The organism is Paenibacillus sp. FSL H8-0104 (assembly GCF_038050215.1).
GTDB classification, from domain to species: domain Bacteria; phylum Bacillota; class Bacilli; order Paenibacillales; family Paenibacillaceae; genus Paenibacillus; species Paenibacillus amylolyticus.
This window is the reverse complement of the sequence record NZ_JBBOTC010000001.1, coordinates 6,684,834-6,704,408: the sequence shown is the minus strand read 5'-3', so window position 1 is coordinate 6,704,408 and position 19,575 is coordinate 6,684,834. Positions and strand designations below refer to the sequence as shown.

Annotated in this window: 18 protein-coding genes; 11 read left to right on the top strand and 7 right to left on the bottom strand. The window is 46.9% G+C overall.

Going from position 1 to position 19,575, the window contains the following annotated elements; translation table 11 throughout:
- Positions 1 to 173: 173 nt before the first annotated feature.
- Complete coding sequence (locus NST38_RS29425) at positions 174 to 1,388, bottom strand: MFS transporter (RefSeq protein WP_076251936.1); 1,215 nt, start codon at positions 1,386 to 1,388, stop codon at positions 174 to 176.
- Between the two features lie 164 nt (positions 1,389 to 1,552).
- Here NST38_RS29425 and NST38_RS29420 point away from each other — a divergent pair, with 164 nt between their 5' ends.
- The 3 genes from NST38_RS29420 (at position 1,553) to NST38_RS29410 (ending at position 3,218) form a co-directional block, all read left to right on the top strand.
- Complete coding sequence (locus tag NST38_RS29420; protein ID WP_017691613.1) at positions 1,553 to 1,948, top strand: winged helix-turn-helix transcriptional regulator; 396 nt, start codon at positions 1,553 to 1,555, stop codon at positions 1,946 to 1,948.
- The gene (locus tag NST38_RS29415) at positions 1,945 to 2,622 is read left to right on the top strand and encodes a TIGR00266 family protein (RefSeq protein WP_017691614.1); all 678 of its coding nucleotides are present in this window, start codon (positions 1,945 to 1,947) and stop codon (positions 2,620 to 2,622) included. The genes NST38_RS29420 and NST38_RS29415 overlap by 4 nt, the downstream gene beginning before the upstream one ends.
- 134 nt (positions 2,623 to 2,756) lie before the next feature.
- Positions 2,757 to 3,218, top strand: coding sequence for a MarR family winged helix-turn-helix transcriptional regulator (locus NST38_RS29410; protein ID WP_036612197.1), 462 nt, complete (start codon positions 2,757 to 2,759; stop codon positions 3,216 to 3,218).
- 144 nt (positions 3,219 to 3,362) lie between these two features.
- On the opposite strand, the gene NST38_RS29405 is transcribed toward NST38_RS29410, so the two are convergent.
- On the bottom strand, positions 3,363 to 4,337 hold the full coding sequence (locus NST38_RS29405; protein WP_076251934.1) for an aldo/keto reductase: 975 nt from the start codon (positions 4,335 to 4,337) through the stop codon (positions 3,363 to 3,365).
- Positions 4,338 to 4,672: 335 nt separating this feature from the next.
- On the opposite strand from NST38_RS29405, the gene NST38_RS29400 reads away from it, so the two are divergent.
- On the top strand, positions 4,673 to 5,713 hold the full coding sequence (locus tag NST38_RS29400; protein WP_076251932.1) for an LCP family protein: 1,041 nt from the start codon (positions 4,673 to 4,675) through the stop codon (positions 5,711 to 5,713).
- A 189-nt stretch (positions 5,714 to 5,902) separates the two neighbouring features.
- Positions 5,903 to 8,491, top strand: coding sequence for a DUF2339 domain-containing protein (locus NST38_RS29395; RefSeq protein ID WP_076251931.1), 2,589 nt, complete (start codon positions 5,903 to 5,905; stop codon positions 8,489 to 8,491).
- Between the two features lie 374 nt (positions 8,492 to 8,865).
- Here the strand turns inward: NST38_RS29395 and NST38_RS29390 are convergent, their stop codons facing one another.
- Complete coding sequence (locus tag NST38_RS29390) at positions 8,866 to 9,021, bottom strand: hypothetical protein (RefSeq protein WP_156946129.1); 156 nt, start codon at positions 9,019 to 9,021, stop codon at positions 8,866 to 8,868.
- A 234-nt stretch (positions 9,022 to 9,255) separates the two neighbouring features.
- On the opposite strand from NST38_RS29390, the gene NST38_RS29385 reads away from it, so the two are divergent.
- Positions 9,256 to 9,927, top strand: coding sequence for an FHA domain-containing protein (locus NST38_RS29385; protein WP_036612185.1), 672 nt, complete (start codon positions 9,256 to 9,258; stop codon positions 9,925 to 9,927).
- A 26-nt stretch (positions 9,928 to 9,953) separates the two neighbouring features.
- Entirely contained in the window at positions 9,954 to 10,532 is a 579-nt protein-coding gene (locus NST38_RS29380; RefSeq protein ID WP_036671660.1) for a class I SAM-dependent methyltransferase, read from the top strand.
- Positions 10,533 to 10,763: 231 nt separating this feature from the next.
- Here NST38_RS29380 and NST38_RS29375 read toward each other — a convergent pair whose 3' ends face one another.
- Genes NST38_RS29375 through NST38_RS29365 form a run of 3 tightly spaced genes read right to left on the bottom strand, consistent with a single transcriptional unit; the run spans position 10,764 to position 14,583 of the window.
- The gene (locus tag NST38_RS29375; RefSeq protein ID WP_076251929.1) at positions 10,764 to 13,064 is read right to left on the bottom strand and encodes a carbohydrate-binding domain-containing protein; all 2,301 of its coding nucleotides are present in this window, start codon (positions 13,062 to 13,064) and stop codon (positions 10,764 to 10,766) included.
- Positions 13,065 to 13,091: 27 nt separating this feature from the next.
- Positions 13,092 to 13,772 carry a DUF4956 domain-containing protein gene (locus tag NST38_RS29370; RefSeq protein ID WP_036612177.1) on the bottom strand — a complete coding sequence of 227 codons (681 nt, stop codon included), beginning with the start codon at positions 13,770 to 13,772 and terminating at the stop codon, positions 13,092 to 13,094.
- Positions 13,765 to 14,583 (bottom strand): polyphosphate polymerase domain-containing protein, encoded by an 819-nt coding sequence (locus NST38_RS29365; RefSeq protein ID WP_076251927.1) that lies wholly within the window; start codon positions 14,581 to 14,583, stop codon positions 13,765 to 13,767. Before NST38_RS29365 ends, NST38_RS29370 begins: the two co-directional genes overlap by 8 nt.
- A 254-nt stretch (positions 14,584 to 14,837) precedes the next feature.
- Between NST38_RS29365 and NST38_RS29360 the strand changes: the two genes are divergently transcribed.
- The 3 genes from NST38_RS29360 to NST38_RS29350 all read left to right on the top strand — a co-directional run bounded on the left by NST38_RS29360 (position 14,838) and on the right by NST38_RS29350 (position 17,288).
- Entirely contained in the window at positions 14,838 to 15,515 is a 678-nt protein-coding gene (locus NST38_RS29360; protein ID WP_036612327.1) for a response regulator transcription factor, read from the top strand.
- Positions 15,515 to 16,864, top strand: a complete 1,350-nt coding sequence (locus NST38_RS29355; RefSeq protein WP_076251926.1) for a sensor histidine kinase — start codon at positions 15,515 to 15,517, stop codon at positions 16,862 to 16,864. Before NST38_RS29360 ends, NST38_RS29355 begins: the two co-directional genes overlap by 1 nt.
- 136 nt (positions 16,865 to 17,000) lie before the next feature.
- Positions 17,001 to 17,288 carry a hypothetical protein gene (locus NST38_RS29350; protein WP_370511430.1) on the top strand — a complete coding sequence of 96 codons (288 nt, stop codon included), beginning with the start codon at positions 17,001 to 17,003 and terminating at the stop codon, positions 17,286 to 17,288.
- 471 nt (positions 17,289 to 17,759) lie between these two features.
- On the opposite strand, the gene NST38_RS29345 is transcribed toward NST38_RS29350, so the two are convergent.
- Positions 17,760 to 18,527, bottom strand: a complete 768-nt coding sequence (locus NST38_RS29345; protein ID WP_036612166.1) for an SDR family NAD(P)-dependent oxidoreductase — start codon at positions 18,525 to 18,527, stop codon at positions 17,760 to 17,762.
- A gap of 195 nt (positions 18,528 to 18,722) precedes the next feature.
- Here NST38_RS29345 and NST38_RS29340 point away from each other — a divergent pair, with 195 nt between their 5' ends.
- Positions 18,723 to 19,361 (top strand): TetR/AcrR family transcriptional regulator, encoded by a 639-nt coding sequence (locus NST38_RS29340; RefSeq protein WP_076251925.1) that lies wholly within the window; start codon positions 18,723 to 18,725, stop codon positions 19,359 to 19,361.
- The last annotated feature ends 214 nt before the right edge of the window (positions 19,362 to 19,575 follow it).

The window sequence follows — 19,575 nt, the reverse complement described above, 5'->3', positions numbered from 1 at the left end:
AAAATCAGTCATATTAAGCTGAATTTTTGTTGTTTTATCATACAAAATTAAATCATAGTAGATCAAATTGGGTTCAACGTATTATAGTATAATAAAATACCATATGAAACCGGTTCCCCTCGAAGGCTGGAACTGATATATATATAAGAGTGAGACCTATGGTCGGATGGAAATTAGCACGAAGCTTTCTCCATTTCGACTGATGCATGTTGATCTTTGCTTTCCAGCATTTTAGCCCATGCGGTCAGGATTACAGCTACGAGAACCATCAAGGCTCCGACCCATGTCGTGTGAATCAAACCGATGGAATCATTGATCACTCCACCCAAATAGGCACCTATAGCGATCCCTGCATTAAATGCGGCGATGTTAAAGGCTGAGGCTACATCCTTGGCCTGTGGTGCATATCGTTCAGCCAAGGTTACAACGTACATCTGAAGACCAGGCACATTCATGAAAGCGAGCAGGCCCATACCCATAATGGTGAGCAGTGCTGCCAACTTAAACGGGACGGTGAAGTACATCACGCCGAGAATGATGGTCTGAATGATGAACATGTAGAAGAGCGCCTTGAGCGGGTTGCGATTGGCTGCTCTGCCGCCGATGATGTTGCCAACAGCAATGGCGATTCCGTACAACAACAGAATGAACGCTACTGTTTTCTCGGAATAACCGCTAATATCATGCAACAACGGGGACAGATACGTAAAGACAACAAATGTTCCTCCGTACCCAACAGCCGTGATGGCAAAAGCAAGCAGCAAGCGTCCACCTGTAACGAGCTTCAGCTGATCCCGAAATGCCGTCCGTGTTCCTCGCTTCAACGTGGATGGCAAGAGTATCAGGTTACCGATCATTGCAACGATGCCAACCACAACAATCAGGATAAAGGCAGCGCGCCAGCCCCAATGTTGACCAATGAGTGTACCGAGAGGTACACCGGTTACTGTGGCAATGGTTAGACCGGAGAACATGATGGCAATGGCACTCGCCCTACGGTTGGCAGGCACCAGATCAGCTGCAATCGTGGAGCCAATGGACATGAACACCCCGTGTGCCAGAGCGGACACTACTCGTGCAATGAGTAACATGGTGATGCCCGTCGATAGTGCAGCCATCGTGTTACCCGCAATGAAGACAATCATGATGGCAAGCAATAGCGTTTTGCGTGATATGGTAGACGTCAGTGAGGTCAGAACAGGAGCCCCAAAGGTAACGCCTAATGCATATAAAGTAACGGTCAGTCCCGCAGTAGTTACGGAAATGCCCAGGTCATCTGCAATGAGGGGCAGTAGCCCAACGCTGATAAACTCTGTGGTACCGATCGCGAATGCACTAATGGCCAGTGCCAGCAGTGCCCACGTGCTGCGTTTTGAATCTTGTAACATTTCTTGCTCAACTCCCCCGAATGTAGATTTACGTACCGGCAAATGCTATTATGAGTTATTCGGTATAGATTGAATAGTACGTACTTTTTAGTACCCTACGTACTTTTTGGTGCCTATACAGCATGCGACGGATGTAATTCAATTCATCAGGGAGGAAGCAAGTTATGGTTAGAAAAAAATATAACATCTCGGTTGAAGCTACCCTAGAAGTGATCGGTGGCAAGTGGAAATGCGTGATTCTCTGTCATCTGACACATGGAAAAAGACGAACCAGTGATCTTAAGCGTATTATGCCCGCAATTACACAAAAAATGTTAACACAGCAACTCAGAGAGCTTGAAAACGACGGAATCGTAAACCGAATCGTATATAATCAAGTCCCTCCCAAAGTAGAATACGAATTGAGTGATTACGGGAGAAGTCTTGAACCGATTCTCAATGCGCTCTGTAATTGGGGAGATCAACATATTGTGAAGGAATACGGAGACAAATCAGCAGTTCTGGAAGATAATGGACTCAATGATTTTAACTCTGACAATAGGGAGCTGGTGCAACCGTGAACTATGAGATTTTATACGATGGTGCTTTTGCGATGCTCAAGGTACATTTGCAGCGGGGAGAGCGGTTCAAGGCCGAAAGTGGTGCGATGGTATCTATGACTCCTACGGTTGAACTGAAGGGTTCAGCAGAAGGTGGGATGTTTGCCGGGTTCGGTCGGATGCTGAGCGGGGAGAAGTTTTTCTTTCAGGAACTGACGGCTGCGGGCGGATCGGCAGAGATTCTGCTCTCACCTTCAAGCATGGGCGATGTAGAAGCTGTTGAATTGGACGGTTCCTATTCACTCTATGTGCAGAAAGACGGATTTCTGGCAGGAACAGAGGGCATTCAGGTGAATACCAAAATGCAAAACCTGAAAAAAGGTCTCTTTTCGGGAGAAGGTTTCTTCATTATTGAGATCAGTGGACGTGGAACTGTATTTCTGTCTTCCTATGGTGCCATCCATGCGATTAATCTGGCAGCAGGTGAAGAAATGATCGTGGATAACGCCCATTTGGTGGCATGGCCTCATTATGTAGATTACCGTATTGAGAAAGCTTCACAGGGCTGGTTATCCAGTGTTACAAGTGGAGAAGGACTGGTATGTCGGTTCCGGGGAGAAGGAACCATTCTTATACAGAGCCGCAATCCGCAAGGATTCGGACAATGGGTGAAGCAGTTTATCCCTGCGCGCTAATTATTTTTTTGAGAAAGAACACACAGAGTTGCAACGGATATGTTTCCATCATCGTTATATGAATAATGGATTTACTTCATTGACTGACGGGTATATATTCTGTTGCATAAGGTCGCACATCATGGAGGTATGAGATGACAAGCTCACGGTATAAAAACGCACAAGAAAGTCCGGGATATCTGTTATGGCAGGTTACAGCCATGTGGCAAAAGGAAGTACGCAGGGTGCTGGAGCCCCTCGAACTGACACAACCTCAATTTGTATTATTGCACGCCTGTTTATGGCTCAATGAACACGATGAGGAAGGCAAGGGAGTGACTCAGGTTCAGATTGCTCAGTTTGCCAAGGTGGATGTTAACGTGACTTCTCAGGTTCTACGTGCGCTTGAAAAAAGGGGATTAATTACCCGCGCTCGTCATCAGACAGATACGCGTGCCAATATTATCACAACAACGGAAGAAGGAACCCGATTGGCTGTGGAGGGAATCCATCTGGTCGAGGAATCGGACAAGGCATTTTTCGAAACTTTGGATGAACGTAAGGGAGAGTATTTGGAGATCATGCAGGAGTTTCTTCGCCAAAAAACAGAGAGTTGATCCGTAATATATCTTTTTTTAATGTATTAAACTACAGAATGTAGTGGAACTGGAAAATTTTCTGATTATTAATAATTATAACACCTCTGTAAAATACAAATAGACCTCCTGACTTCATCTTGTCGGGAGGTCTATTTCGGTTGCTCAATCGATTCGATAGGATGCAAACGGCTCGCGGCGACGGAAAGAGTCACTGATCTGGTCCAGATCGGCCAACAGTTTATCGGGCAGTGACATGTCCAGACTAGCCAGATTATGTTCCAGCTGTTCGGTGCGTGTAGCCCCGACAATCACTGTGGATACAGCTGGACGTGTCAGCAGCCATGCGAGTGATAGCACACTCGGGGAGCAGCCATATGAGGCAGCTTTAGCACTCACTTGTTCACTCAGTTGGATATTATGCTCCAGCAGGAAACGGTTGAAGGACGGATCGGTGTCTGCTCTGGAACCAGAAGGCACACGGGTCTGTCCGTTATATTTACCGGTCAGAATACCACCTGCCAGCGGGAAATACGGGATAATGCCTACACCCTGATCGAGACACATCGGCACCAGTTCAAGCTCGGGTGTACGGTCTGCCAGAGAGTAGCTGGTTTGGGTGGAGATGTAGCGCACATAACCTTTCTGTTCACTGATGCCCAGAGCTTTCATCAGCTCCCAAGCTGCGTAGTTGGAGGCTCCGATGTAACGGACTTTGCCGGAAGTGACCATATCATCCAGTGTGCGCAGTGTCTCATCCAGCGGTGTATGCGGATCAAAAGTATGGATCTGGTACAGATCGACATAATCCGTTTGCAGGCGCCGCAGGCTATGTTCCAGCTCTTGTTGCAGATGGTAGCGGGAGGAACCCCGCCCATGAGGACCATCATGCCGGGGTAATCCGGCCTTGGTAGCAAGCACCGCGTTATCCCGTCGACCTGTGAGAGCCTGTCCAATAATGCGTTCCGATTCCGTGCCTGCGTAGATATTGGCGGTATCGATAAAGTTGATGCCCTGATCCATCGCTGCATGAATAATGCGGGTAGAAGCTGCTTCATTCGCGCGTTTGCCAAACGCATTGGTGCCGAGCCCCAGTGCCGACACACGCAAACCACTATTGCCCAAACGTCGATACTCCATCATTCATCGCTCCCTTTATGTACATCTTATAGAGGTAGTTCAAAAAGTCCACTTTTGATTACGAATGATGCCTGGTGGCATCATCAGCATCGAATATGAAATTCAGCCGAATAAGCATATGCTTACGAAGTATGTTTCCTTCGGAAACATTTTAGTTGCTCACGTAGTTTTCCCTACGCTCCGCTACTCCATTTCTAGCTTCATTCCATCTTCTCGGTACTGAAAATCAGACTTTTTGAACATGCATTTGTATAGCAGATTATAACGTAATCTATTGAAAACGTGTTATTAATATAGTTAAATGAATCTAAGAACCCGTTATTAAAGGAGATATGATGGAAAACAGTGCCGCACATTTAACAAGACGGAAGCCGAAGAAACCGAAGAAGAAATGGAAGAAGCCATTGATCATCACCCTAAGTGTGCTGCTTGTGTTGGGAGGACTCGGATTTATCTATCAAAAGCAACTCGTCGTGTTTGCCTTTAATTTGTTCGCTTCAGCTACGGTGAAGGAAGCCTTGGATGACTCCTTTGTACCAGCTGGTGATAAGGATGCCCCTGTTGTGGAACATACGGACCCGTTCTCGCTCTTGCTGCTAGGGATTGACCAACGCGATAACGAACCAAGCCGTTCGGATACCATCATCTATTCCGTTGTGCGTCCAGAAGACAATAAAGTGCTGCTGCTGTCCATTCCACGTGATTCCTATACCGAGATTGTCGGCCGGGATGTGAAGTCGAAGATCAACTCAGCATATGCCCACGGTGAAGCCAAGATGGCGATGGATACGGTGGAGAATTTGCTGGGGAACAAAGTGGATTTCTATGCCGCGATTAATTTTAACGGGCTCAAGGATATTGTTGATGCGGTGGGTGGCGTTGAACTGCCAATCAAGAAAAATATTGAGAACAAGCTCAAAATTCATGAGAAGCTGTTTGTTGAAGCGAATAAACCAATCTATAGCGGTGAAGAAGCGCTTGGATATGTGCGTTACCGGGAGGACTCTGATTTCAATCGGACGATGCGTCACCGGATTTTCCTAAGTGCCTTCATGAATCGTGCGCTGGAAGTCAAAAATTTGACCAAGATCCCGGACGTAATCCAGATTGCCGGATCGAATTTTACAACCAACATGACCTCGGACTTTATCGTGAAATTTGCCGAGTCCTTATATATGAAAGATAGCATACCAACGATCAGCAATTACATGCTGAAGGGTGAGGGTGCAACGCGCAGTGGCACATGGTACTACGATCTGTCTGAGGACGATCTGCAATATGTGCGTGGCATGATCGCCAGTTGGCTGGACCCAGATGCGACCGAGATAATTGAGCCCGAGTCAGCGGACCAATCGGAGACGAGTGATGCGGCATAAGCATCGATTCTTGTGCAAATGCTCATATGAATATAAGTCCGGCGAAGCAGTTGCTTCCCGGCTTTTTTGCGTTTGAGATCCTACGGATGAAATATTGCACAGATATATCTAATGTTTAAACCTCTTTTTATGGCATACATATAGTAAAATATAGGGAAAAGATTAAACATCAACCAACGGAGGAAGCTCATGAAGGAGTTTAAGGATCGGCTTCAACAGGTTCAGGAGCAACAAAAGCAACTGGCGAAGGAGTATCACGCCTTGCTCCAGGAATACCAGTCCGATGACCTGATCGTTCAGAATGAACAGTTACAGGAACAGTATGAAGCCCACAAGCTCAAGCTGCAACAGCTCGAACTTCGCTCACGCAAGATGGAAGAAGAGAATGCACGTCTTCGCATGGCGTTATCGGAACAGATGCTGGATGAGAAGCTGAATCTGATCCGGGTATCGCGGGAGAAGATGGAGACCTATTTTCAAGGGAAAACAGCGGTACATAATGATCGAATTGCATTCCATGAACATCGAACGAAATCCAATCTAAACGCGCTGTACAACCAGGCCGCACAGGAGTTGCAAGAGGATTCCCACGAGGTGAAGGAGAGGATTGCTTACCTTGCGGCAGAGGTGAATGAGCGCATTGAATCGCACAGACGAGCCGTACGGGATAGAGAAGAGGCTCTGCGTGGGCACATGGAACGTGGATATGGGCATATGGCGGAGGAAGGGTTGAGCGAAGAGACTATTCAACGCCGGATTAAGCAGAATCGCATGGAGATGAAGATTGGACTCAGCTGGATCAACAAAGTAGCCATCTTGCTCCTCATTCTGGGGGTTGGAGCAGCGTTTCAGTACTCGTACTCGACCTGGTTTAATGACGAGATGAAGAGCGGAGCCTTTTTCCTGCTTGGTGCTCTGATGCTCGCCGGAGGAGAGTGGCTGTTCCGCCGCAAAAGGCAGACGTTTGCGTCGGGGCTGCTCGGCGGTGGGATATCCGTGTTGTTTGGCTCCGTCTTCTATAGTTACTTTTTACTGCATATTATCGGATTATATACGGGACTTGCCCTGTCTGTATTGGTATCGGCAATCTCCGTATTGTTGTCCTTGAGATACCAGTCGAAGACCATCTGTTCACTAGGTTTGGTGGGCGGATATCTTCCGCTATTCTCCTACATGTTCTCGTTCGGGCTTGAGGGCCCTGCTGTCTATGTAGCCATGATCTATCTGCTGCTCTTAAACGGCATTATTGTGTTCATTTCGTTTGGCAAACGGTGGCCGGTGGTGCACTATATCAGTTTCCTGTTCAATACACCATCCATGCTCATCCTATTATGGCTGTCGCCAAGTGAGAAGATTGGCATGTTGTATTCCATTGTGACGTTTGCATTATATCTGGGCATTACGCTGGCATATCCGTTCAAACACCGAATGAAGTTAACCTGGTGGGATTTCGCTCTACTCGCCATGAATACGAGCATTAGTTGTCTGATGTTATACGTATTATTTGATGTGGCGGGTTGGAATGATGCTCAGGGCTTGCTGGCGTTGATCTTCTGCGTGGTGTATCTGGGCCTCGCACGATTCGTCCAGCGCCATATGGCTCAGGAGAAACAGACGATATTACTCTTCTATGTCACTTCCCTGACCTTTGCCATTCTGATTATTCCGTTCCAATTCGGGGCCAAGTGGTTATCGATGGGCTGGTTAATCGAAGGGGTTCTGTTGGTTGCGCTCGGACATATGAAACGGCTCAAGTCGGTGGAACGTGCCGGATGGGGTATCGTGCTTCTATGTCTAATCACTTTTGTGTACTACGATCTGCTGGCGCTATTCTTCATCGGGGAACGTTCTTACTTCATGTTAAAGTACTCCAGCATCACGCTGGGAACTGTGCTTATTACACTGTATTATGCCTGGGCAGTTCACAGCAATTCATCTTCCAGAGAGAGATTTAATTACAGCCCGCTGGAGCTGGGTTTTCTGAACGGATTCAAGTATGTGACACTTGGGAATCTGTGGTTATATGTGCTGTATGAGTCGAATGAATTGTATACCAGAGCTGTCGATGGGACGTTCCTGTTATACATGTTCTACAAGTTGCTCATGTTCGCAGCGCTCACCATTGCATTGGCCTATGGACTGAACAAGGTGAAGCTGCTGCGTGATCGATACGTGCAGGTGTATACCACTTTCTTGCATGCTATTGGCTGCTGTATTGCACTGGCCGTAACCTTAACCATGCCAGCGCTTCAGCCGGAAGTTCAACAGCATACAGCGGCAGAGATTGTTGGTTTGCTGGTGTTAATTATCTTTAACGTAGGGGTATTCTTTGCAGGAAGGGATCTGCTGATTGCAGGCATCCGCGGGCAGTTCAAGAGCATTGAATGGTACCCGGTTATCGCAGGGGTGTATCTGCTCGGTGTCATCACCGTATTCCTGACGATTCAGTTCCAGTGGGGTGATGTGGGGCTGATGTTCAGCCTGATCTATCTGCTGCTGGCGATTCTCTATATTGCCTATGGATTCCGTAGAAAATATGTCATGATTCGGCGCCTCGGCCTTGGCCTAACGTTGTTCGCTACGGGGAAGATGGTGTTCTATGATGTGGGGATGCTTACCTCGGGTAGCAAAATCTTTGCCTATTTCAGCTTCGGCGTACTATTGCTGGGGATCTCTTACCTATATCAGAAGGTGTCCAGCCGGATGGAGGAAGTACAGTCCAGAGAGACAGCGAAGCCTGACGACGAGCCGACTGTACCGGAGGAAGAAGTAGATTGATTTGGGTTTTGAACGATTGTATGTACCTTTGCGATTATCGGAGGAGGGATTCTTGAAATGGGATTCGACCTGAAAATTATGCTATGGCAACTGTTATGGATTGCTGGCCCTGTAGCTCTTATCGTGTATGCGTGGAGGAAATTCGGTGTGAGAAAGAAGCGACAATGACGTGAGTGCGGATGGTGGTAGTGTTCACTGTCGACTTCACTTTGCTTTGGGAAATAAGTCGTGTAATATAGATTTTTTGGATTAAAATGAGGCTCCGGGCTGCTGTGACCAGCAATCTGGGGCCTTATTGATGTGAGTCTATGGCTTAGCCTAATATGACATTCGTGAAACGTTTTGCGCGGAGATCACGTTATAATAGAGTAGACTTAGGGCTGGATCTTCATTTGTAACCATGAGTTTTCGGCAGCCGAGGTGCCTTTCAGTGATTCTCCGCCATCATCATTCATACGGGAGAGCACGGTTAATGTCATGGACAGGGCAAAGGCGAGCAATACGTATATGAAAATATTTTTTTTGTTCATTAGAAGGTACCTCTCTTGTTGAATGAGCTAAAGTAGACATCCGGCCGTCATGAGAAAAAAAGCACAACGTCTGGTATAGTAGAGTGAGTAGAACCGAACATAAATCGTTCCTGTGTACCACTATATTGAACTATAGCGGTGCAAACAATGGAACAAATCTGATGATCTTATCATTATTGTTGAAGATATGTTTATAGAGATCGAGTGAGTGATCATTGAAGGTGGGAGAATAACATGCGGGAGACGGCAAAAATCGTCATTCGTACGCCAGGACAGGAAAGTGACGGCTCATTTGCTTATGTAAGCCAGGGTCGCTCCATTACGGTGGGACGTTACACAGGTGGCAGTGAATTGGACTTGTCTGTTTATAATCAGATGATATCGAAGCGGCATTGCCGCATTCATTATGATGTACAGCAACAGTTATGGATCGAGGATCTGGATAGCAAAAATGGAACGGAACTGAACGGGCAGCGCCTCATTCCCTATGAGAAATATCCGTTTGGCGAGGGAGACAGCCTGACGTTGGTCAACGGCCTGATCCAGCTTCGCGCTGAAGGGGATCTTGGAGAGACAAGGGAATATCGTGTGTCGGATCTGCTGGGTGAGGGCGTACGTTTACTGGATCACCTGCAAACCGTACAGATCGGCGAAGTGGAGATTCCGCTGTCCAAGAAGGAGTACCAGCTGTTCAAGTTGCTGTATAGTCAACTGGACCACTTTGTGACAAGGGAACAGATTGTGGCTCAGGTGTGGCCAGAGCGTAGTATGCTGGAGAGTGAAGCGGTAGGGATCGACGAGATTAATTCGCTAATCTATCGGACGAATCGCAAGCTGGGTGTACATTTTACCATCAAGTCCGTTTATAAAAAGGGTGTATATATGAAGTCTCATGTGCCGGAATGAATGAGTGATAACAAAGGGATGAGTTCATGTTCATCATTTACCTGATTCCATGGCTGATTGCTGTGGTGACATTGATATGTGTCATATCTATCGTACTTGTTAGTTGGAAAAACGGGATTTCCCCGATGCCCACATCCAGTCGTGTAAGACAGGTGGTTATACAGGAAGTAAACCGCATTCCAGGGTACGGGGATGTGCTCGAAGCCGGTTCCGGATGGGGTACATTGGGACTGGATGTTGTAAGGCATTGCCCTGGCAAAAGGCTGACCGGGATTGAGAATTCGAGAATTCCCTTATGGTCTTCCCAAATAATTGCCTATCTCAGTGTTCGCTTACGTCGAGCCAAGGGAAACAAGCACTCTCTCAAGGGCAGGCTGCGCTTCATGCGCGGAGACATCTACACCAGTTCCTATGAACATGCAGATTGTGTGATTTGTTATCTGTTCCCGGGAGCCATGACCCGGCTTCTGGACAAGTTCAGTCGAGAGCTTCCGCCGGGTGCCAAGGTGATTAGTGTCTGTTTTGCGCTGCCAGGAAAAGAACCGCTACGTACCATTACATGCCGGGATGCCTTGCGCACCAAGGTGTATGTGTATTCCTTTTAAAGAAAAGAACAGGAAAGTGATCACCAGTTTTTTGCTCAGCTGGAGTGCTGTAAATCTTCTGCCATAACGTTAATGGATGAAAGAGTGTGCTCCATATCATAGTAATGCAGATACCACGTAAGAACGAGGATACGAAAAAGGCCCCGAACTCACTATGAAGTGATTCGGAGCCTTTTTGTCTCGCCTTTGAGTTAGGGCAAGAGATTGCTTGATTATTGCTTACCGCACGTATTATTTTGCAGAATCGGTAGTGCCTGTGCTGTCGGATGTTGTACCGGATTGGGATCTGTTTCTGCCGCCTCCGAATCCGCCTTGTCCACCGCCGCCACCAGGACCGCCCATACCTGTATTGGCTGTGGTTACACCAGATTCATTCACCCAAGTTACATTACTAGTCGATTGGAATGCAACCACTTGAGTTCCGCCACTATAGGTACCGTCTGTGTAGAGTCCATCCACGGCTTTACCTGTAGACGTACCACCGGAGTAGATCACGTATGAACCATCTTTTGCAAGATCCGGGGAGCTGACAACCACGGTTTGATAATCTTTTGCTGGTGCAAACGTCAGAATGTTGTTGCCTTCGCTATCTTGTACATGTACAAGTGTTCCAGCTTTTTGTGTTGCAGGGAATGTCATCACAATGGTGTTTTGCGTAGATGCAGCGGATGTTCCTTGTGCCATACCAGAGCTTCCGGCAGCCACGAGGTACCCACCGCTGATTTCAAATGTACCGTCATAATCCAATGCTCCGTTGCCGCTATTCGTCGGTCCGTTCACAATAACCGTTCCGCCAGTCATGTTAATGGAACCATTGGAATCTAGCCCGTCACCACCTGCGTTCACGGTGAGGGAGCCGCCGTTAATGTGGAACTCGTTATTGCTCGCTGCTCCCATACCGCCCGGTCCACGTCCTTGCTGATTAACAGCTGTACCTTGGGATGCCTGATCGGTAGTCGATGTTGTGCCTGTCGTTTCGGTTACAGAGATGTTCGATGTCGTTGTTGCATCGGTTGCTGTAGTTGCGCTATCTGTACTTGCCGCTGTATTCGTAGCTGTCTCCGTCTCGCCACCTGCAGCATTTACGCCATCATCGGATGCCGTTACATCCACATCGCCATCGTTCAGGGTGATGATTGCACCTTCAAGTCCTTCATAGCTCTTCGCAATGGTGATGGTTCCACCGTTGATCGTAAGGGCCTGATCGGCATGAATGCCGTCATCACCAGATTCAATGTTGAATATTCCGTCGTTGACGGTCACATTATTGTTGCTGTGCAGGGAATCATCCATGGAATCAATGGTATACGTACCACCATTAACCGTAAGGTCTGTGCCTGCTTTGAGCGCTTTGGCACTTGTGGACTCGGTTGCTGTTGTTGCAGTGTCCGCATCAGCATTGTTATCCGTTGTTGTTGTTGTTGTTGTGTTGGCAGAGTTGGATGCTGCTGCGCCGTTTGTGTTAGTTCCGGCATTCGTACCGCTGTTAGTAGGCATCTCGGGCATATCCGCAGGAGGTTCGCCATCTGGTGGTGTGCCCATATCCGTTGGACGTGTGCCGCCACCCCATCCACCACCACCAAATGGATCTTCTTCTACTTTGGCTGGTGCATTGGCGCTACCACCACCCGTTACAATGTTGTATGTGCCGCCATCCGTAACAAGTGCGGTTTCGGCTTGAATACCGTCGTTACCACTTTGGATATCGAAGGTACCTCCATCGATAGCAACGTAACCTTTGGTGGTATCTGTGTCATTGGTTGATTTAATGCCGTCGCCTTCGGCTTCAATGGTAATCGTACCCGCTTGGATGGCGACCATATCTTTACCTTTGATGCCGTCATCGGCTGCTTTGACGCTGATGTTACCGCTGATGATCTTCAGATCATCCTTGCTCGTAATACCTTCATTATAGTTACCTGTGACGGTCAATTGACCTGCACCATTGAATGTAAGATCTGCTTTGCTGAAGATTGCAGCATCCGGCTCGTCTGTCGTAGCGTCAGCGTACACATACGTTTTACCATCCGATACGGTGTTTTTGGTTCCTTTTTCGAGCGTAATTACCGCTTTACCAGCCTTCTGAATGTAGATTGCGGCACTGTCGTTATCATGAATGGTTGCTCCGTTTAATACGAGATGCACAGTACCCTTATCGGCAACGTTAACCACGATCTGGCCATCCGTTAGCTCACCGCTAAGTACATAAGTGCCTGCTTCCGAGATGGTTACCGAACCATTCGCGGCTTTAGCACCCGAACCGGTCACCGTTGCAGTTGTTCCGTTCAGCTTAATCGCTGTGGAATCCGCCTCACTCCAGCTAATGTTGGTATCGTCAGCATCCAGAGAGACCAGATCTGCATATTTTACTGAAGTTTGCTCGCTGACGGATACCGTTTTGGTTGTTCCTGTCGTTGACGTTGCGGCATTGGCGGTTGTGCTTGTCGTTGCTGGTGAACTGCATGCGGCGAGTAGGCTGGTAATCATGGCGATGGACCAAAGTTTGCTGCCTGTTATCATGTTTTTCTTCATATTAGATCGTTCCCTTCGAATTATAAATTAATATTCCGTTGTTGGACTCATGGTTAATGAGATATCCAGGTTGCCGTTCCGTGTGCGGATCGCATCGAGGAATTCCTTTTGGCTAACACTTTCGTGAATGGTTACACTGTAGACCAGCTCATACAGACTGCCGAGTTCGGTCGTTCTGATTTTTTTCAGATCAAAAGGTACGTTGAATGTATGGAACACTTCATTAAGAGCTTCTTCATAACTCAAGTTTTCGGGAATGGTGACTTTCAGCGTTTTCAGCTGACTTTTCTTGCCACCGAAGTTGAAGCGACTCAGAACAAACATGAGTACACACAGGATAATGGTGAACAGCACCGCGTATCCAAAAGCGCCTACACCGCAGGCAAGACCGGAAGCCATCGTGAACAATACGTAAGCAATGTCCTTTGGATCACCAGGGGCACTTCGGAATCGGATGATCGAGAAGGCACCTGCCAAGCTGAAAGCTCGTGCGATGTTGCTGCCGATGAGCAGGATGATGATGGCGACGATGACGGGCAGGACAACCATCGTTAAGGTGAAGCTCTGGGAGTATGTGCTTTGGTTAGTCTTCATGTAGGTAAGGCTGATGACCAATCCCAGAATGATGGCAAGACCAATGGTAATGACTGCGTTGTTAAACGTCAGGTTAGTATCGGTTAGGGCTGAACTGAATAGTGAATCAAGCATATAGGACACGCTCTCTTTCTATAATCGTTTTATCTTGTTCTATGGATGGGTTGAAATCGGTACCTGGTACAAGAATCCGCTCTGTCTGGTAATTCAGGTTGGTTGTTCTCGCGAGATGTCTGAACTCGTTGCCGTATTTAGAGAATCCGGTACGGTACAGTCCATGTTCGGACAGCAGTTGTGACAGCCACATCGGAACGGTTTTCTCGGCTTTCACTTCCATCAGCCATCGACCGTCCTTCACCAGCGGCTCACCGTAATCTCCCTGTTCGAGCTTCAGATCGTATCTGCGGCTACGAATGTTGGTGTCAAAGGTAATGCGAAGATCCCGGCTGTTCTTGTCGAAGAGTGCCTTGCGTTCATACGCCAGATACACTTTTGGTTCCAGATCGTAGAGGCGAAGGAAGTATTTGATTTCCTCCACAACCTGTTTGTTCATGTAATCTGCCAGCTCCGGTGCCTGTCCCGAACTCACGAATTCGTAAGCTTCATCCAGCTTCAAGGCTGTTCTGCGTTTGTTCACCAGGCCAAAGACTTTCTTTTTGATCTCCAGATACACTCTGGCATTCTCTTCAGGGATTCCATAAGCTCGCAGTCTCAGCTTCTCCTTGTATTTTGGTTTGGAGAGACTGGCGCGGATCAGCGAATCCTGTGGAGTGTCGAAGTACAGGTTACTGATGGAGTAATACTCATGTTTCTTGTTGTAGGCATCCAGCTCCATGTATTTCAGCAGGTCATTGTAGAAATGCGCGTACTGCTCATCCGTCAGAAGATACTTGCTCTCATATCGGTTGAATACTTCAATTGCCATGTGGGACTCATTCCTTTCGTTGGTGGGTTGTATGTTTTGTTGCATCGTGTATTGCTTCCATGTCTGTATCTTAGAGCCCCAACCTTGAATGAATCTTAAATGGTTTTACATTGCGTTAACACTTTTTTTACCTTCCTATAATAGTGCGCATACACAAAATGAATTAAGATTGATTCAAGGTTTGATTGATAGAATAAGAACATATAAAACAAGTCCATTGAGAGAAATAATTCAAGCAGAGGAATGAATAGATGATGAGAATATTAATTGCGGAAGATGAGGTTCATTTGGCAGAGGCTGTATCGCAGATTTTGAAAAAAAACAACTACTCCGTGGACATGGTCCACGACGGCAGATCAGGACTCGATTATGCGCAGAGCGGCATCTACGACCTGTTACTACTCGACATCATGATGCCAGAGATGGACGGGATCACCGTCCTGAAGAAACTTCGCAGTGAAGGCAATCATACGCCTGTCATTCTGCTTACTGCCAAGGGTGAACTATCGGACAAAGTCACAGGCCTCGATTATGGTGCCGATGATTATATCGCCAAGCCCTTCGCCACAGAGGAATTGCTGGCCCGAATTCGAGCAGCCTTACGACGGAAGGGAGAAGTGGTTCCCGAGGATGGACTGAAGTTTGGCGACATTGAGCTGAATACAACTCAACTGAAGCTGAGCGTACAGGGTAAGGAGATTAAGCTGAATCTGAAGGAGAATGAACTGCTGGAGCTGTTGATTGCCCGCAAACAGGCGATTACCTCCAAAGAGCAGATTATTGAGAAGTTATGGGGATTTGATTCGGAAGTGGAGTATAACAATGTGGAAGTATATATCTCTTTTTTACGCAAAAAATTAACCTTCTTGAACTCTGCCGTCCGCATTAACACGATTCGGGGTGTGGGGTATGTACTTGAGGTGACGTCCTGATGTTCAAGAAACTTCGAAATCGATTCTTGATCGTGAATCTGGTGTCCATCTCCATTATGATGCTGGTGGCATTTGCGACGATCTATACGATTACTTATCAGAATGTGCAACGTGAGACAAATATGGAGTTGTACAAGGTGTCTGATTTCTATCACAGTCCTTATAATTCATCCAAGATGCCGCGCGGGGAAGGGCAGGGTTCCGGTACAGGTGGTAATACAGGCTCAAGTTCAAGTTCCGGTTCAGATTCGTTTCCTTCCGATACCATGGGTGGTGATAATGGAGGACCGGGAGGTGATCCCAACTCACCTCCGGCACGTTCCGTTTCGTTCATGATTAAGACGGATGATAAGTGGAAGATTACGGATACACATTCCCGATTTGATATGGAAGATACGTTCTACACCGAGGCGTTACAAAAGGTTGACCAGAATAAAGTTGGTGATTCGGAACGGCAGACGGGGCAATTTACGCTGGATGGAACGGACTGGGCCTATGTGGTTGATCCGAGCGGTGACGGGCATATGATCGTATTTATTGATGTGACGGCACAACAAGGCATTCTAACGAATCTGATCTATACCTTTGCTATTGTTGGACTGGTCATGTTGATTGTGATCTACTTCCTGAGTCGTTATTTTGCGAATCGCTCCATTGCACCAGTCAGAGAAGCGTTTGAGAAGCAAAAACAATTCATCGGGGATGCTTCACATGAGCTGAAGACACCGCTGGCGATCATCAATACCAATGCCGACGTACTGCTTGCCAATCAGGAGGATACTATAGCGAACCAGGCGAAGTGGCTTCATTATATCAAGTCGGAAACTGAGCGCATGACCGGACTTACGAATGATCTGCTCTATCTGACACAGATGGATGACTCACGCTCCACGATGATTCATGCGAAGTTTAATATAAGCGATGCGGTAGAGAGTATTATTTTGCCGATGGAGGCCGTTATTTTTGAGAAAAACATTTCCCTCGACTACAACATTGAGCCGAATCTTACGGTTCATGGGAACAGTGAGCAGATCAAACAGGTCATTCTGATCCTGCTCGATAATGCGGTGAAGTATTCCGGTCCAAAAGGCGCCGTAAACGTCACCCTTCAGAAACAGAATAATGATGTCATGCTAGCCGTGTCCAATACAGGTGAAGGCATTGCACCCGAACATCTGGATCGGATCTTCGATCGATTCTATCGTACCGATTCGTCAAGAGCCCGCAAGCATGGTGGGCATGGTCTGGGTCTGGCGATTGCTCGTTCCATTGTGGATCAGCATAAAGGAGAGCTATACGCTCGAAGTGTAGTCGGAGAGGGTGCTACATTTTACGTGCGGTTGTCGTAGGGCAGAGTGATGAGCCGGCTCCACACTAACCTTCGCTACCGCTATATAATCGTTCTTCAGGCATAAGTTCTGCCTGTAATGGGTTAACCTATGCTACAATGGCAACAGTATGTATGAATCAAGGAGATGACTGAACGTGGCAGAAGCAAACGCAATTAATGAACAAGAAATGATGCAATATATTGCAGATAAAACGAAGGCAAGCCAGGCGAATATCGCCCTTGTGCTGAAGCATGAGCAAGCGTACATCAACAAGGCGCATGAGAATTCCAAAGGCAATGATGTTGATATTGACGGCGATGATCTGGCTGACTACATTCTTAGTCGTAAAGATGTGAAGCTGGATGAGTTGACAGTGGAAAGCATCCTGGATGCTGAGATGGACTACTTGATGGACAAGGGTCACGCGGGATACGTCGATTAAGTTAAGTGTGGGCAAAATCTAACGAACCTGATACGCCTTATAAGAGTATTTCTCGCTCGTTTGGGAATGTAACGAATCTCAGACACGTTATTCTATGGATTTTAGGACTTTCCCATGCTGTTAAAGCATTTCCGCGGAATTAGCGTGTCTGAGATTCGTTAGTTCGGGAAATAAGCGCTTTTTGCCGAAATAAGGTGCCCTAGGTTCGTTAGAGTAACTTAGAGTGATCACATGGTGCAACGAGGCGTTAAATGGCTGTTTCAAAAGTGAAATCTCACAGATGAAGCCTAATGCATGGCAAGTGTTGAACTGTCAAAAAGACCTCAACTCCACAATACTGTGGTGTTGAGGCCTTTTTTAGATTGTAGTGACCAGGCATCCCTTCGGGAACACCTGTCGGTATAACTTTTTTAAGGATGGACTTGAAGTTCTATCGACCCAATCCCTATCAATCCCACCGTTTATAGCTTCTTATTGACCCACCATACCGCCATCTACGGTGTAAAGGGAAGCTGTTACATAAGATGCTTCTTCGGATAACAGGAAGTTCATGACCGCTGCTACTTCTTCCGGTTCGCCATAACGGCCCATTGGAATGCTGGACACGGTTGCTGATTGATAGTCTTCCACGTTACCGGAATTAGCTTCGATCTGACGCATCATGCGTGTATTGATTGTACCTGGCAATACAGCGTTAACTCGGATATTATAAGGTGCCAGTTCATTTGCAGCGGTACGCGTGAGACCAACTACGGCATGTTTGGACATAATATATGGAGATACAGCAGGTGCACCCATCAGACCCGCGAGGGAAGAGGTATTAAGAATCGCACCGGATTTTTGTTTTTTCATCACTGGAATGACATTTTGCAGACCCAGGAATACCCCACGAATGTTGACGTTATATACCGTATCCAGTGCTTCAACACTCAGGTCTTCGATCAGCCCTGTTGGACCTTCAATTCCGGCATTGTTGGCAAAATAATCGATTCGACCAAAAGCATCCAATGCTTTTTGCACATAGTTTTTCACGTCTGCTTCTTGGGATACGTTCGCTTTTACGGCGATGACGTGCTCTTTGTCGAGGTTCAGATCAGTAATTGTCTGCTGGATGGCTTCTTCATTCAGGTCCACCAGAACCAAATTGATTTTGCGCTCAGCAAGGCGGCGTGCCAATTCTTTACCAATGCCCCCGGCTGCTCCTGTAATTACGGCTGTATGTGTATAAGATGTACTCATGAACTATCCGCTCCTTATTCATTATTGGCAGGTATTTCTCAAAAAAAGTTTCAACCTGTCGTCTATCTTTCCTGTCTCAATGTTAAGATATACATAGCAATGTGACAATAATCATTGACATCGCATATGTCAGCTATCGGACAGAGGTGTAAGCGGTGTTCATTTATATTACAATAATGAACAAAGGAGGCGAAAATGTTGATCATTGAACATCCTCAGGACCGGAGAGCACGAAGAACGCAGGATGCGATCATCGCTGCGGCGGTTTCTTTGATATTAGAGAAGGGAGCGGATGCCCTCACAATCCGGGATATTACGGAACGGGCGGATTACAACCGTGGAACCTTCTATTTACATTTTCCCGGCAAACCGGAGTTGTTGCAGTTCATTCTGGATGATTTCATGCAGGGAGTGGGGCGAGCTTATGCAGAACCATACGTACAGCTTACAGAAGTGGACATGACTGCATTGCTACCATCCACGATGCCTGTATTCGAATATATTGAAGCCCATCAGGATATCTTTCGTGCGTTAATAACAATGCATTCAGATATGAGCTCTCGGCTATGCAATATGTTTAGAACGTATCTAACCGAAGATTTTGTATTGGTGACCGAGGATAGTGAGTGGACGATTAATTACGACATCATGTTAAGTTATCTGGTATCTGCAACGGTAGGTGTAATCATGCATTGGGCGGAGATTGGATTCAAATATTCTGCGCATTATATGGGAGAGCAGCTTACGGCGCTGATTAACATCAAACCGACCCGTCTGCTGATTGAACCAGGGCAGAAGGGTCGGACTATTCACGAGCGTATGCTGTTGGATTAAAGGTCGAATGAGAGTTTTGTTCTATATCAATTGAACTAAAGAATATTTACACTGCACACTCCGATGACAGAACAACCTTCCGATCGCTGTTATCCCCAGATTTTTTTGATTCCTTTTATAAAGGGTAAATCCGGGGATAAAGGCGAACGCTCCGCTTCTTCAGGTCGTTTCTGTCCTCTCCGTTTTGTGTAAATGTTTAGTTCAATTGATATAG